This is a genomic window from Croceivirga thetidis (genome assembly GCF_012272815.1).
In the GTDB taxonomy this organism is placed as follows: domain Bacteria; phylum Bacteroidota; class Bacteroidia; order Flavobacteriales; family Flavobacteriaceae; genus Croceivirga; species Croceivirga thetidis.
The window spans coordinates 1,222,617-1,237,239 of the sequence record NZ_JAAWWL010000001.1 but is presented as its reverse complement, the minus strand read 5'-3'; the positions used below and the strand labels follow the sequence as shown (position 1 = coordinate 1,237,239).

The following is a 14,623-nucleotide window of genomic DNA, read 5'->3' as shown; positions in this document are numbered from 1 at the left end:
CTGCGAAGATCGCAAAAAAAATCTATGCTACACTGTGCTACAGTTAAATTCATACTCCCGTTCCACTAAACAGATTCTTACCTTGTACCAAGAGTACCAGTCTGAAATACCTTTTTGTTGAGCAGCTTTATGGTCAATATTGTTTTTCCAGTTCGCTATAGCTTCCAAACTGTCCCAATAACTAACCGCTATCCCCATTCCCGAACGTGCTGATTCAAAATCTATGAATCCCGGTTGTTGCCTTGCCAGCCTTTCCATCGTCTCTGCCATTTGAGCATAACCGTTGTCTCCTTCAGTTCTCAAATTTGTAAAAATTACAGCGTAATAAGGTTTGTTAAGTTTCATTACCGTATATATTCCTTTTCTAAAAAGTAGTTGACCAAGGCTTCCTTCATCAAAACGCTCTGTTCGCCGGCTTTAAGATTAGGCAATTCTTGCTTCATTTTATAATGTGGCCAACCGTCATTATCAAAAAAATCGAATTCGTAATAACCATAAGGTTCCAACAACCTACATATGGCAACATGCATAAGATTCACCTTTTCATCTTTCTTGAAACTACGTTGCAATTGTCCAAGTTCTTGAACACCAACTAAATAAATAATACCCTCTATATCTAGTGGATCACTGTCTGCAAACTGTTCGGATAGTTTTTCGACCAATAGGGTATATCGCTGTTTAAGTTGTTCATCTCTTGACATATTATCAAAGATACAGCTACCAGTTACAAGAAATATTGAACCATTTGTACAAATCTGAATTTTAATAAAAGCATTCTAAACTTACTTTGAACCAAGCAATCACCAAATACAATTGAAATGCAACATTCCATATTACTTTCAGAAGAAACCCAAGTACAAAGACCTATTGAGGTAACAAGAAAAAGAAAAAAGAAAGAATTTGCTTATCCAAAATTCATAAATGAAAGCACATTACTATCAGTTAGTATTATTTCCTTTTGCACCTTATTGGTATTATTGGGCAGTCCGTTATGGTTTGCCATTAGTTTAGCTGTTTTCTTTTTAGGATTACAACTTTGGATTCATTTGCGTTCTGAAATCAATTTCAATATTGAATTGGATGCAAAAGATGTACAAAAGGCAATTGAACTTGATTTGTTTACTGAAGAATAATCTTCACTAAGGTCTATATTTGTCTCAAACGAGACTAAATATGAGCATCTTAGATATTATTCTGGGACTATTCTTAGCCTGGGGATTATACAAAGGAATCAAAAACGGGCTATTTGTTGAAATAGCGGCAATCGCAGCGTTGATTGCAGGAATTTATGGAGCAATTCACTTTTCATACATTGTATCTGACTACCTCTCTCAGAACATGGATTGGAACGAAAAGTATATTAAAATTGCCTCTTTCCTAATTACATTCATCATAATATTATTTGTCGTGCATCTAGCTGGTAGGTTATTGACCAAAATTGCCAATATCGCGCTACTTGGTGCTTTAAATAAAATCGCTGGTGGTATTTTCGGCGTCGTTAAAGTTGCTGTTATTCTTGGAGCAGTTCTAATATTTTTTGACCGTGCCACTGCTTCTTTGGGTCTAATCAATGAAGAAACCAAACAAAATTCAATTTTTTACGAACCAGTAAAAGAAGTTGGGGCTTTTGTTTTTGATAAAGTGCTACGGAAAGAAGAAATCGACAAAAACAGTTAGGATTTTAAATCTATAAGGCTGTATTATCTTGATTTCAATTCATCTATAGTTTAAACTGTAGACGAATGGCAAGTTCGACAAGACCAATGTAGGAAAAATCTACAAAATGTATGGTTTTATCGATGAAAATTGGACGGTAAATACCATTCGTCTACACTAAGTTAAAATTCGTGTAGCTCAACGAGAAAAAATAGGCACTTCACGGATTTTTCATGAAACCCATTAATGCGGTTCTAATTTAGCTTCAGATATCGAGTTGAAGGATGTCTGCCCAAAATTGAGCTATTATGAAACCGAATGGATTATTACTTCTCTTTTTAGTTTTCCTCACAGTTTTCACCTCTTGTTCGAAAACAGAGTTGGTAGAAGATGAAGAAATCTACGAAACTACAGCACTGTTGACCATGTCTACTTCAGAAGAAGACCTATTCAATATGGTGAATACCCATAGGGTAGAGATGGGATTGAACAAATTGGAATTCAGCTCAGAAGCTTATAAGTATGCTGAAGAGCACAACGAGTATATGATTGAACAAAATAAATTAAGCCATGATTTTTTTAGTTCAAGAGCTTCAAATCTTTCGAACGAGACTGGTGCTGTGTATGTTGGAGAAAATGTTGCGAAAGAATACAACACAAATTTAGGTGCTTTTCAAGGTTGGTATAATAGTCCGCCACATCGAAAAACAATGGAAGGAGAGTTCACCCATGCCGCGGTTAGTATTGTTGTTAGCCCAAGAGGTGTACCTTATTTTACACAAATTTTCTACCGCAAATAAAAAATATTAAGTGTTTCATAATTAAGTGTTTTAGATTAAGTATTTTACGGTTTGAGAAAGGTCTGGTTTTCCAGGCCTTTTTTATTTGACAATGGTTTGATTAAAAATTCATACACCTAAATATTTTGAGTTATGCTATTCAAATATTTCTGGTTGTTGAAGTCATTTTACATTTTTTGAAATACAAGTTTACTTTTTAAAAACTCCACAAAATGAAGGTTTTTATCGATAAAGCTGTCGGTAAATTATGAATCTAGAAAAGCGGTTTAAGCATATTTGACAATTGAACGAGAAAAATCCAACAGTTCTCGGAATTTTCTTACAATTAAAATTGATGTAAGATATTTTTGCATTGTGATTAACCCCCAAATCAGATTCTGTAACCATGAAATGCTCAAACCTACTTTCCATTTTATTTTTAGCAATTTTTGCTTCATGTTCAACTTATGAAACTGTTGAAGAACAAGAAGAACTTTTTGAGAGTACCTCATTTTTAGAAATGAACTCAAGTGAAGCACTCTTATTCGATATCATCAATGAGCACAGAATTTCTATTGGATTGAATGCCCTACAATTCGATTCAGCGGCGTATCAAGTAGCACAAAGGCATAATGCCTATATGATAAATGCAAATAGAATAAGTCATGAACATTTTTCTGACCGAGCCTCTGAATTGAACAAAAAGGCTAACGCCATTAGCGTTGGTGAGAACGTTGCTCGTAGCTTTCCGACGGAAAAAGGAGTTCTTCAAGCTTGGTTGAACAGCCCAACACATAAAGCAACAATTGAAAGTGACTACACACATACGGGAATCAGTATAACGATCAATCCAAATGGTGAACCTTATTTTACCCAAATGTTTTTCAGCAAAATGTAAACTAAGGGACTATCAGATTTCGTATTTCAAGGGTGAAAAGGGTCAGGAAATGCCAGACCCTTTTTTTTGTAGTACCAAGTTGTTACCTTACCCAAAAAATAGAATGGCGATAAGAGCACCTTTCAACCTGAACAAGTGGGTGGAAGAAAATAGAGACTCATTAAAACCCCCTGTTGGCAATAAAAATCTCTACAAAGAAGCGGGGGACTATATTGTTATGATAGTGGCTGGACCAAATGCAAGGAAAGATTATCATTACAATGAAACCGAAGAATTGTTCTATCAATTAGAAGGAAATATCGAAGTCCACATTCAAGAAGATGGTCAAAAGAAAACAATGATGCTAGGTCCCGGAGATATGTATCTGCATCCAGCCAAAGTCCCCCATTCACCAGTACGACATCCTGGTTCAATTGGTCTTGTAGTCGAACGAAAGCGAAAAGAGATGAAGGTCGATGATGGCCTACTTTGGTTTTGTGACAACTGCAACAACAAGTTATACGAGGCTTATTTTGTTCTCGAGGATATTGAAAAGGACTTCCTGGCTCATTTTGAAAAATTTTATGGGTCCAAAAAGCTGAGGACCTGCAACAATTGCGGCACAGTAATGCCGGTTGACGAACGTTTTATTGCAAAAAAATGATACTAATCGCAAAACTCTTAACGGCCTTTGTGGCATTACTTCATGTTTATTTTCTATGGTTAGAAATGTTCGCATGGACAACCAAAGCAAAAAAGGTTTTTAGAAACTTTCCAAAAGACTTATTCGAACCAACAAAGCAAATGGCTGCAAATCAAGGGCTTTACAATGGTTTTTTGGCAGCTGGATTACTTTGGTCACTGATAATTTCAGACCCATTGTGGGCTACTTATGTCGCCATGTTTTTTTTAGGATGCGTAATAATTGCAGGTATCTATGGCGCACTCTCGGTTTCAAAACGTATTTTCATTGTTCAGGGTATACCGGCTTTGATTGCTTTAATTTTCTGGATTATTGCCAATTATAAGCTATTGACACTTTGGGATTTTTAAGCTAGCTATTCTTTGTAGTTTTGTGCCAATTCTAACACTTCAATTAAAAAAAGTTACAAATGTCAAAAATTGCCTCCGATTTCGGAATTGACAAGGCCTTAAAACAGCTCAACCTTAGCCCAGTAAATGATGGAACCTCAACCGGTTCAAATACTTTCGGAAATGGTGAATTGTTAACTTCAATTTCTCCGGTAGATGGTCACGAAATTGCGAAAGTTTCTACTACCACAGAGAGCGATTACCAAAAAGTAATGTCATCTGCAGAAATTGCTTTTAAAGAATGGAGATTGGTTCCGGCACCCCAACGAGGAGAAATTGTAAGACAGTTTGGCGAAAAACTTCGTGAATTAAAGGAACCACTGGGAAAGCTAGTATCATACGAAATGGGCAAATCCTATCAAGAAGGTTTGGGCGAAGTTCAAGAGATGATTGACATTTGCGATTTTGCGGTAGGTCTTTCAAGGCAGTTGCATGGCCTTACCATGCATTCTGAACGACCTGGTCATAGAATGTACGAACAATATCATCCACTGGGCATTGTAGGCATAATTTCAGCCTTTAATTTTCCAGTTGCAGTATGGGCGTGGAACACAGCTCTTGCTTGGGTCTGCGGTGATGTCTGTGTTTGGAAACCGTCTGAGAAAACTCCATTATGCGGCGTAGCCTGTCAAAACATAATTGCCGAAGTTTTGAAAGAAAACGACCTTCCAGAAGGTATTTCTTGTTTGATAAATGGTGATTATAAAGTTGGCGAAATGATGACCAGCGACAAGCGCATTCCATTGGTCTCGGCAACAGGGTCAATCAGAATGGGAAAAATCGTGGCTCAAGCTGTTGCGGCTAGGCTTGGAAAATCACTTCTTGAATTAGGGGGTAACAATGCCATAATCGTAACTCCCGATGCAGATATTAAAATGACCGTTATAGGCGCTGTCTTTGGAGCTGTTGGTACAGCTGGACAGCGTTGTACATCAACCAGAAGGTTGATTGTGCACGAAACCATCTATGATAAAGTAAAAGACGCAATAGTCGATGCCTACAATCAAATTCGTATTGGCAATCCATTGGATGAGAACAACCATGTCGGTCCATTAATCGATGAGTTAGCTGTGGCTTCTTATAATAAAGCACTCAAAGCAGCTGAAGCCGAAGGTGGTAAAGTGCTGGTGGAAGGAGGGGTCCTTACCGGTGAAAACTACGAAAGTGGTTGCTACGTAAAACCGGCAATCATTGAAGCAGAAAATTCTTTTGAAATAGTTCAAGAGGAAACCTTTGCCCCCATCCTATATATTTTAAAGTATTCAGGAAACGTAGAAAATGCGATTGCCCTTCAAAATGGTGTTGTCCAAGGTCTTTCTTCAGCCATAATGACCAATAATCTTCGTGAAGCAGAACGATTTTTATCAGCATCAGGAAGCGATTGCGGTATTGCCAATGTCAACATTGGAACTTCAGGAGCGGAAATAGGTGGTGCATTCGGCGGTGAAAAAGAAACTGGTGGTGGTAGGGAAAGTGGTTCCGATGCATGGAAAATTTACATGAGGAGACAGACCAATACCATCAACTACACATCTGAACTTCCCCTAGCACAAGGTATTAAGTTTGACTTGTAAAAAAGAAAAACCGCCATCTTCCCCCGAATGATGACGGTTTTCAAAACCAACTTAACTAACTCAAACTTAAATATCTTGAAGCCCTGTTTCAATGCCGGAACTTTGTCGGGAGAAACAGAGGCTCTTCTGTTTTCATTGTTGATTCAAATTTCTTTTAAAAAACCTGAAGAAAAATGCATCTTATTATAACTGGTAAGAAAAACTGTATAAATGGCAAATGTCTTTTTTCATTTTCATCTTAATTAGAAATTATGAGTTGAAATATTTTGAAATAACTTGCTGGTTTTTAACATTTAATAGAAAAAATTAACGCTTTTTAAAGATTTTTGGATAATTTGTGGGCCGAACACTATTCATACTGAAATGACTAAAAATCTTGTGTACCCGTTGGGTATGCTCATTGCTATTATTTTAGGGACTTATTTATATTTCACACTTTGTAGTGACTGTGCCCTATCAGCTGTGAGTGATACTGAAATTACAGAGGAAGAAAATGTACCTGCTGTAGTTGAACCTGAACCTACCTCGTTTCCACTTTCATTTAAGGATGGGGATTTCGCATTTGAAATCGATGATAATTTTAATTTCGATTTATCCTCAGCAAACTTTAAGAATCCGATTGCTTCAGGAATCGATGGCGGAATCGACCAGCTAAAAGGTTATTTAGCTGAAAATGAAGGAAAAATTATCAGTATAACTGGTTTGTATCGTGATGACGAAACAAATCCTACTGCCTTTCCCAATCTCGGTTTAGCTCGTGCAAACCGAGTCAAGAATTATTTTGTAGAACAAGGCATACCTTCTTCACAGACCGCTACATTCGGACGGCTAATGAATGATTTATTGCCACTAAATGGTGTGCTTTTAGGTCCGATTGACTATAAAATGGATGTCAGAGCTGAAGATGCCGAAGAAAAACTCTCGGATCTTTTAGCTGATATTAAAGCTGACCCTTTAAAAATCTATTTTGAAACGGGTGAGGCTTCAATCAACCTTTCTTCTGAGCAGCGACAAAAGATAGCAAAAATCGCATCTTATCTTGACCAGGTGCCTGATGCCAAATGTTTGGTTATTGGCCACACCGACAATACAGGAAGTAGGTCGACGAACATTGCCCTTGCACAAGAAAGAGCCGATTTTATAAGAGACTATTTAGCCCAAAATGGAATTCCGGCAGACAAAACAGAATCAAGTTCAAAAGGGCCTGACGCACCCATAGCCTCCAATTCGACCGAAGAAGGCAGAGCATTGAACAGACGAGTAGAAGTAACACTTAACTAAATAACATTTTAAATTAGAACATTATGAATTTTGAAAATATTTGGTGCTGGCTTATTCCCTTGTTGGTTGGTGCAATTTGTGGTCTTTTGGGCTATTTCTGGGGCAAGAGAAATGGCGAACAAACAGAATTGCTCGACGACCACTCCGATGAATTAAGGGCGTTAAAAGACAAGAACTCTAAATTGCAGGCAGACTTGGATGCCTGTAATAAAAAGGTTGCCGCTGCGGCAACTACCAAAAAAGCTGCCCCCGCAAAACCTAGGGCTCCAAGAAAAACGGCAACTACCAAGACCAAGGCTACCGCCTCTTCATTGGCGGCCAGCGCTGCGCCTGTGGTAGCATTTGATGCTGCAGCAGCAAAAGCTGCTTTTGGCAAGCGAATTAAACAAGATGATCTTAAAATTGTCGAAGGTATCGGTCCAAAAATTGAAGGCCTCTTTCATAATTTTGGGATTAAAACGTGGAAAGCACTTTCAGAAGCCCCTGTAAAGAAATGTCAAGAAGTATTGGATTCAGGTGGAGATCGTTATAGAATTCATGATCCGAAATCGTGGCCCCGTCAAGCTAAAATGGCATATAAAGGTGAATGGAAAAAACTGGCCAAATGGCAAGATGAACACAAAGGCGGAAAACTATAGTAAATAGCTAACTTAAATAACCACCAAAAAAGGTCAATTTCAAATTAGAAATTGGCCTTTTTTAATTCCTACCTTTTTCATTCGGATAAAAACTTTGAACCGCATCACTTTGCCAATATTTTTTGGAATCAATATCCAATGCAGTAATAGGCCCTTTGAAAGCTGCTCCAGTGTCAACATTCCAAACATTAGCTGCTAATCGGGGTATGGCGGTGGTAGTTTTTGAGATGGGTGTGTGCCCAATAAATATTTCGTGATAAAGTGACAATCTTTTGGGATAATTGGGCGCCCCTGGCCGAATATTTTTATCAACGGCACAAGCTAGTTCCCATAAGGTCCTGTCCCAGTAAAATAACTTTTCAAAGTATTCATATTCAATCCCCTTCAAATTAGTAAAACCGGCATGGAGAAATAGTCGTTTATCCTTGTCCAAAAGAAAACTTTTCAAATTCGAATAAAATTCAAGATGAGGTTGCCAATTATCCCTTCCTGCATTTAAATAAGAGTTCATGGTTGCTTCACCACCATGCATCAGCCAAGTCGTGTTTTCATTTGATGTTTTCATCCATTCCCAGCATAAATCATCATGATTTCCTCTTATGAATGTGCAATTATGGGTTGTATTCAATTCAATTAAAAAAGAAACCGTTTCAAAAGCATCACTCCAAGAATCAACATAATCTCCTAAAAAAATCAAATGGTCTTCGGGCGTAACCTCAGCCCTTCGAAGCAGTTGCTTTAAAGCTTTTAATCCGGAATGAATGTCACCGAATACTAAGGTTCTCATATTTCAATTTTTGTCAATATTAACCACATAGTGCCAACCCAAGAACAACTTAAGGTAAAACTTTGCCCTTTTTGGCACAATTCTGTCAAAGAATTAACTTTGCGCATTATTCTAATTATGCCTAAGACCAATGTCTTTTGTGTCGGTGAATTACTCATTGACTTTGTTGCCGAAAATCAAGGAAACGACCTTTCGAAGGCTACCATGTTCAGTAAGAAAGCAGGGGGAGCTCCAGCAAACGTAGCCTGTGCCATAGCCAAACTAGGAGGAAAGAGTTCATTTATTGGTTGTGTGGGCAATGACCCTTTTGGTGCCTTTTTGTTGGATACCATCAAAAACGAAGGGGTTGATATTTCGATGGTGCAACGTAGCGAAACATTCACTACTCTGGCATTTGTCTCAATTGCACAAGATGGAGAACGCGATTTCGTGTTCAGTAGGGGGGCTGATATAGAATTGACTTATGACAGTGGGGTAAAAAAAGAAATGGCCAAAAATATAGTTCATTTTGGGGCAGCTACAGCCTTATTGGGAGGCAACCTTGAAGAGACTTACAGTCATTTTTTATTTGATTCCCTTTGTTGTGATGTATTTATAAGTTTTGATCCAAACTTCAGAGGTGACCTATGGAAAAATAATGAAACGACCTTCATCAAAAAATGCCTACCCTATATTGAAAAATCGCATTTGTGTAAATTCAGCCTTGAAGAAGCCCAGCTTCTTTCTGGAAAAGAATCAATTGAAGAAGCTTGTTCTGCCCTCCATGAAATGGGTGCAACAATCATTACCATAACATTAGGAAAAGAAGGTACATTTTTGAGTACTACCTCAAACCAAATTACTGTTCAAAGTATTGAAGTAAATCCTGTAGATACGACTGGGGCTGGCGATGCTTTCATCGGATGCCTTTTGTATCAAATTTCATGTTTGGACCATCCTTCGCAAGTAGTGGATGACTTTGATCATTTAAAATATATGGTTGAAGTTGCGAATAAAGCTGGGGCCCTAACCACTACTAACTTCGGTGCAATTGTTTCATTACCGACCCAAGAGCAATTGAAACTGTCTTAATTATACCTAACCTTTCGCAGAATACGAAGAGCCAGTTTAAGAGATTCGTAAATATCTTTATCGTAACTCTTTAGAACCGGACGGGCCTCTTCCATCAATGCCAAGGATTCCTCAAAACCATTTAAGTAGCATATTAAATAGGTGTCAGGTAAGTACTGTAAATCCTGCTCTTCAGCAGGAGAAAGTTTAATCCCTTTTACTACTTTTTGAATAAGGGCGTTATTCGCATTGAAAATATGATGTAAGGTTTTCTTATCGTATTCTGGAGGCTCAAAAACGAGATTACTATCAATTTTGTAGCTACCATTATTTGAGAACGTAATCACTACCTCTTCTAATGGAAAATACTTTTGTTGCTTTCCCAATCCTAATTGAACGTATTCAAGTGTTGAAAAGGTGTCTTCGTCATAGGAAATGGAAACCTCATCAAGCGCCGAATAAAATAGTTTTACCTGTTCGTTTATCAACTCAATATCGACCCTTGAATAGTATGTTTGGTCCTTTACTCTTTTTGCGTTTCCAGCCCAACAAACCACAAACTGCTCCTTAAAAACCTTATAATTACTGGTTAAATCTGCATGCCTGTTATTGATAAAATCAATTACGCCATCTAGGGTCAATTCAATATTATTTCGGGCATGTTGTTCAATAGTGGCAACTTTTTCTGAGTTGATGTTTTTCAACTCGATGTCAAACGCCTTTGGCAGGCTAATACTACCTTCCCTAAAAAAAACAGCACCACCATAATATTTCCAAATATTCTTGCGCAATGCGCAAACCTTTCCATTGGACTTAATCGTCACCAAGCCAACGACTTTACCTTCCGGCAAATGTGGGAACGGAATGTTCTCATATGAAATAATAGGTGGGTTATCCAAATAAGCATTTACCAGATTTTGGATCTTACTATCATCGAAAAAGTCAACTCCGACTATTTTGTTGTCTTCATCCTCAACCCCAACAACTATATAGGAATTATTGGCAGGATTACTATTGGCCAAGGCACAAACATGTTTTAGAAATTTTGCTTTTCCTTCTTTTTCACCAATTGATATAAAACGCTTTTTGTCATAAAAACTATTCTCGTCATTATGGGCAAGTAAGTTTTTGACAAGAAGGCGTTTATTGATCATAAATTCTTCTTGACAATTGCCGAGCTGGCCTGAGCGGTGGGCAAAACCAATAAATCTGCGATGTTTACATGACGAGGTCTAGTAATGACGAATTCGATAATCTCGGCGATATCAATGGCACGTAATGGCTCATAACCTTTATAAACGGTTTTTGCCCGCTCAACATCTCCTTTGAATCGCACTTCGCTAAACTCGGTTTCTACCAAACCTGGATTTATAGCCCCGACCCTAATATTATGTTCATTCAAATCTAAACGCAGTCCTTGGTTAATAGCATCAACCGCATGTTTACTGGCACAATAGACATTTCCTTTTTGATAAACTTCCTTTCCAGCCAGCGATCCAATATTAATGATATGACCTTCTTGTTTTTCGATCATCTTGGGCATAACGGCTTTGGTCACATACAGCAATCCTTTGACATTTATATCCAACATCGCATCCCAATCATCAAGATTGGCCATGTCTACAGTATCCAACCCATGGGCGTTTCCTGCGTTATTGATAAGAACATCAATATTCGAAAATTCAGGACTCAAAGAGGCAATTGAATCTGCTACTGCTTCTCGGTCACGAACATCAAAATTTAAAGTAACCACGGTGGTTTTATGTGCGAGCTCTGTCTTTAGTGAATCAAGGCGATTTTGTCTTCTTCCACAAAGAATTAGGGAATGGCCATTTTTGGCAAAAAGCTCCGCAGTAGCCTTTCCAATTCCGCTGGTTGCCCCAGTTATAAGTATCGTTTTGCTCATATAATTTAATTAAGGTACCTGATGCCCATGACTTGCCTCAAGCAAATGGAACCAATCTTGATGTTCCAATGCGATTGAAGCTGCTTCTAGAGATTCTTTCAAACGTGCTTTTTGCGAAGTGCCCACAACGGCAAAGATGTTTGCAGGGTGTTTCATCATAAAGGCCAGAAGCAATTGGCTTTCATTGCATTGATATTTTTCAACCAATTCATCCATTACTTTTTTAATCCGCTTTGTGACTTCACCGTCCTCACGAAAATAACTGCCCAAAGGACTCCAAGCCATGGCCATTCTCTCATTGGCAATACAATCGTCAAATGTACCATCGTACATCGGATTTAAATGGGTCAGGGAATATTCTACTTGATTTGCCTGCACAGCAATATCCTTTTCAAGCATTGCTATTTGCGACGGGCTAAAATTCGAAACACCGAAACTTTTTATTTTTCCTTCTTTGGTCAACTTTTGAATGGCCTTGGCCACCTCATTAGGATGCATCAACGGGCTTGGTCGATGCAGTAGAAGCAAGTCTAAATACTCTGTCTGAAGCATAGACAACGACCTTTCACAAGACCAAATTATATATTCAGAATCGTATTGATAATGTGCTACCCTGTTTGGTCTACCATTGGTCATCTGAATCCCACATTTTGAAATTATCTGAATTTCTTCTCGTGAAATTGCACTTGAATTAAAAGCCTTCCCGAATTCTTCCTCATTGCCATAATCACCATAAATGTCGGCATGGTCAAATGAAGTGATACCTATTGAGACACAGTAATTCATTAATTCCAACATCTCTTTGGTTGAGAGCTTTTTGCCCCAACTTCCCCAGGTCATTGTGCCGGCAATTATTCTTGAAAATGTCTTGTTGTTTTTCATAGGTCGGTGAATTTAAAATATATCCCTTAAAAGCTTCCTAAATAATGGTCTTAGAGCTCTATTTTAACCATTAATTAACAGCGCAATCCCGAATAAATTTTCATTTTGCGAGCTACTTGTATTTTGGTTATTTAGAGCCATTTAAACAGTTTTTATGGAAGAAAATACTACAATGGATATCAGTGCTGTGAATGAGAAGATTGCTGAGGAAAGCGCATTTATCGATTTGCTTACCCTTGAAATGAATAAGGCCATTGTTGGCCAAAAAATGATGATTGAAAGACTGTTGATCGGTCTTTTGGGTAAGGGGCATATTTTATTGGAAGGTGTTCCTGGCCTCGCGAAGACCTTGGCCATTAATACATTGGCTAAAGCTGTTAAGGGTAGCTTCAGTAGAATTCAGTTTACTCCAGACTTATTGCCGGCCGATGTTATCGGAACATTGATTTACAATATCAAGGAGAATGATTTCTCAATAAAGAAAGGTCCGATTTTCGCAAATTTTGTTTTAGCTGATGAGATTAACCGTGCTCCTGCCAAAGTTCAATCCGCGCTTTTAGAAGCGATGCAAGAAAGACAGGTTACTATTGGTGATGAAACCTTCAAATTGGATGCGCCGTTTTTGGTAATGGCCACACAAAACCCTGTGGAACAGGAAGGAACATATCCACTACCAGAAGCACAAGTAGACCGATTTATGTTGAAAACGGTTATCGATTATCCGAAACTCAACGAAGAACAGCTTATCATTCGCCAAAATTTGAACGGTGGCTTTGAAGAAATAAAACCAGTGGTATCCGTAGCACAGATTTTAAAGGCACAAAATGCTGTGAAAGATGTATATATGGATGAAAAGATTGAGAAGTACATTCTCGATTTGGTTTTTGCAACGCGTTACCCGGAAAAATATAATCTGGAAACCATAAAGCCCCTTATAAGTTTTGGAGCTTCTCCAAGAGGTAGTATAAATCTCGCAAACGCATCAAAATGCTATGCCTTTATTAAAAGACGTGGATACGTGATTCCTGAAGATGTGCGCGCCGTAGTTCACGATGTATTGCGACACCGAATCGGAATTACTTATGAGGCAGAAGCTGAAAATATAACCTCAGAAGAAATCATAAATAAGATAGTCAACGAAGTTGAGGTGCCTTAGACAGTAGCCAATTTGCAATGTTGCAGCTAAATAGTCGCAAGTTAAAATTGCTTCTTATTCAAATCGTGTTACTGAAGAATGGATACAAAAGAGCTCTTAAAAAAAGTACGTAAGATTGAAATTAAGACCCGAAGGTTGTCTGACAATATCTTTGGTGGCGAATATCATTCTACCTTCAAAGGAAGGGGTATGACATTTAGTGAAGTTCGACAATACCAGTACGGTGATGATGTGCGATCAATCGACTGGAATGTTACCGCACGCTACAATGAGCCGTTTGTAAAGGTTTTTGAAGAGGAACGTGAACTTACCATGATGCTCATGGCAGACGTTAGTGGTTCAGAATTGTTCGGAACCCTAAACCAATTTAAAAAAGAAATAATTACCGAAATATCTGCAACACTCGCCTTCTCGGCATTGCAGAACAATGATAAAGTGGGCTTGATACTGTTCACTGATGAGGTTGAGCTTTTCATCCCTCCAAAAAAGGGTAAAAGCCATGTGCTACGTATCATACGTGAATTATTGGAATTCCAACCAAAAAGCAATAAAACCGATGTAGCTGAGGCCTTGAAGTTTTTGACCAATGTCATGAAGAAAAAGGCAATTGTATTTGTATTGTCAGATTTTGTAGCCGAAGACTATGATAATACGCTTCGAATTGTTGGAAATAAACATGATGTCACCGGTATTAGAATCTATGACGAGAAAGAAGAGTATATCCCAAATCTTGGAATGATTCAAGTACAGGATGCGGAATCTGGAAAGATTCAATTGGTGAATACAAGTTCTAGACAAGTGAGACACCAATATTGGCGATACCATGCTGAGCGTGTTGATTATTTCAAAGATTCTTTCAACAAGGCCGGCTGTGGAACATTGGATTGTCGGGTTGACGAGAGTTATGTCAAAAAGTTACTTGGATATTTTAAGCGAAGGGGATAA

Annotated in this window: 18 protein-coding genes; 12 read left to right on the top strand and 6 right to left on the bottom strand. The window is 38.2% G+C overall.

Annotated features, from left to right (window positions below):
* Nucleotides 1-27 precede the first annotated feature (27 nt).
* Nucleotides 28-345, bottom strand: a complete 318-nt coding sequence (locus HCU67_RS05625) for an antibiotic biosynthesis monooxygenase family protein (protein ID WP_168551590.1) — start codon at nt 343-345, stop codon at nt 28-30.
* Nucleotides 345-701, bottom strand: a complete 357-nt coding sequence (locus HCU67_RS05620) for a hypothetical protein (RefSeq protein ID WP_168551589.1) — start codon at nt 699-701, stop codon at nt 345-347. The genes HCU67_RS05625 and HCU67_RS05620 overlap by 1 nt, the downstream gene beginning before the upstream one ends.
* Before the next feature lie 117 nt (nt 702-818).
* Here HCU67_RS05620 and HCU67_RS05615 point away from each other — a divergent pair, with 117 nt between their 5' ends.
* The 9 genes from HCU67_RS05615 (at nt 819) to HCU67_RS05575 (ending at nt 7,897) form a co-directional block, all read left to right on the top strand.
* A complete protein-coding gene (locus HCU67_RS05615) occupies nt 819-1,133 on the top strand; it encodes a hypothetical protein (protein ID WP_168551588.1) in 315 nt (104 codons plus the stop codon).
* Between the two features lie 40 nt (nt 1,134-1,173).
* Nucleotides 1,174-1,677: a CvpA family protein gene (locus HCU67_RS05610; RefSeq protein WP_168551587.1), complete on the top strand. Its 504-nt coding sequence runs from the start codon at nt 1,174-1,176 to the stop codon at nt 1,675-1,677.
* Between the two features lie 287 nt (nt 1,678-1,964).
* Nucleotides 1,965-2,456, top strand: coding sequence for a CAP domain-containing protein (locus HCU67_RS05605; RefSeq protein ID WP_168551586.1), 492 nt, complete (start codon nt 1,965-1,967; stop codon nt 2,454-2,456).
* A gap of 385 nt (nt 2,457-2,841) precedes the next feature.
* The gene (locus tag HCU67_RS05600) at nt 2,842-3,333 is read left to right on the top strand and encodes a CAP domain-containing protein (protein ID WP_168551585.1); all 492 of its coding nucleotides are present in this window, start codon (nt 2,842-2,844) and stop codon (nt 3,331-3,333) included.
* A 103-nt stretch (nt 3,334-3,436) separates the two neighbouring features.
* Nucleotides 3,437-3,976, top strand: a complete 540-nt coding sequence (locus HCU67_RS05595; protein ID WP_168551584.1) for a 3-hydroxyanthranilate 3,4-dioxygenase — start codon at nt 3,437-3,439, stop codon at nt 3,974-3,976.
* Complete coding sequence (locus HCU67_RS05590; protein ID WP_168551583.1) at nt 3,973-4,365, top strand: DUF1304 domain-containing protein; 393 nt, start codon at nt 3,973-3,975, stop codon at nt 4,363-4,365. Before HCU67_RS05595 ends, HCU67_RS05590 begins: the two co-directional genes overlap by 4 nt.
* Before the next feature lie 59 nt (nt 4,366-4,424).
* A complete protein-coding gene (gene amaB, locus HCU67_RS05585) occupies nt 4,425-5,978 on the top strand; it encodes an L-piperidine-6-carboxylate dehydrogenase (RefSeq protein ID WP_168551582.1) in 1,554 nt (517 codons plus the stop codon).
* 363 nt (nt 5,979-6,341) lie between these two features.
* Nucleotides 6,342-7,259 (top strand): OmpA family protein, encoded by a 918-nt coding sequence (locus HCU67_RS05580; protein ID WP_168551581.1) that lies wholly within the window; start codon nt 6,342-6,344, stop codon nt 7,257-7,259.
* Between the two features lie 23 nt (nt 7,260-7,282).
* Entirely contained in the window at nt 7,283-7,897 is a 615-nt protein-coding gene (locus HCU67_RS05575) for a hypothetical protein (protein WP_168551580.1), read from the top strand.
* Nucleotides 7,898-7,958: 61 nt separating this feature from the next.
* Here HCU67_RS05575 and HCU67_RS05570 read toward each other — a convergent pair whose 3' ends face one another.
* Nucleotides 7,959-8,684 carry a metallophosphoesterase gene (locus HCU67_RS05570; protein ID WP_168551579.1) on the bottom strand — a complete coding sequence of 242 codons (726 nt, stop codon included), beginning with the start codon at nt 8,682-8,684 and terminating at the stop codon, nt 7,959-7,961.
* A gap of 117 nt (nt 8,685-8,801) precedes the next feature.
* On the opposite strand from HCU67_RS05570, the gene HCU67_RS05565 reads away from it, so the two are divergent.
* Entirely contained in the window at nt 8,802-9,755 is a 954-nt protein-coding gene (locus tag HCU67_RS05565; RefSeq protein WP_168551578.1) for a carbohydrate kinase family protein, read from the top strand.
* On the opposite strand, the gene HCU67_RS05560 is transcribed toward HCU67_RS05565, so the two are convergent.
* The 3 genes from HCU67_RS05560 to HCU67_RS05550 are packed head-to-tail and all read right to left on the bottom strand — an operon-like array spanning nt 9,752 to nt 12,522.
* Entirely contained in the window at nt 9,752-10,888 is a 1,137-nt protein-coding gene (locus HCU67_RS05560) for an ATP-binding protein (RefSeq protein WP_168551577.1), read from the bottom strand. The two genes, HCU67_RS05565 and HCU67_RS05560, sit on opposite strands and share 4 nt — an antisense overlap.
* Entirely contained in the window at nt 10,885-11,640 is a 756-nt protein-coding gene (locus HCU67_RS05555) for an SDR family NAD(P)-dependent oxidoreductase (protein ID WP_168551576.1), read from the bottom strand. The genes HCU67_RS05560 and HCU67_RS05555 overlap by 4 nt, the downstream gene beginning before the upstream one ends.
* A 9-nt stretch (nt 11,641-11,649) precedes the next feature.
* A complete protein-coding gene (locus HCU67_RS05550) occupies nt 11,650-12,522 on the bottom strand; it encodes an aldo/keto reductase (protein WP_168551575.1) in 873 nt (290 codons plus the stop codon).
* 154 nt (nt 12,523-12,676) lie between these two features.
* On the opposite strand from HCU67_RS05550, the gene HCU67_RS05545 reads away from it, so the two are divergent.
* Complete coding sequence (locus HCU67_RS05545; RefSeq protein WP_168551574.1) at nt 12,677-13,678, top strand: AAA family ATPase; 1,002 nt, start codon at nt 12,677-12,679, stop codon at nt 13,676-13,678.
* Nucleotides 13,679-13,756: 78 nt separating this feature from the next.
* Nucleotides 13,757-14,623, top strand: coding sequence for a DUF58 domain-containing protein (locus HCU67_RS05540; protein WP_168551573.1), 867 nt, complete (start codon nt 13,757-13,759; stop codon nt 14,621-14,623).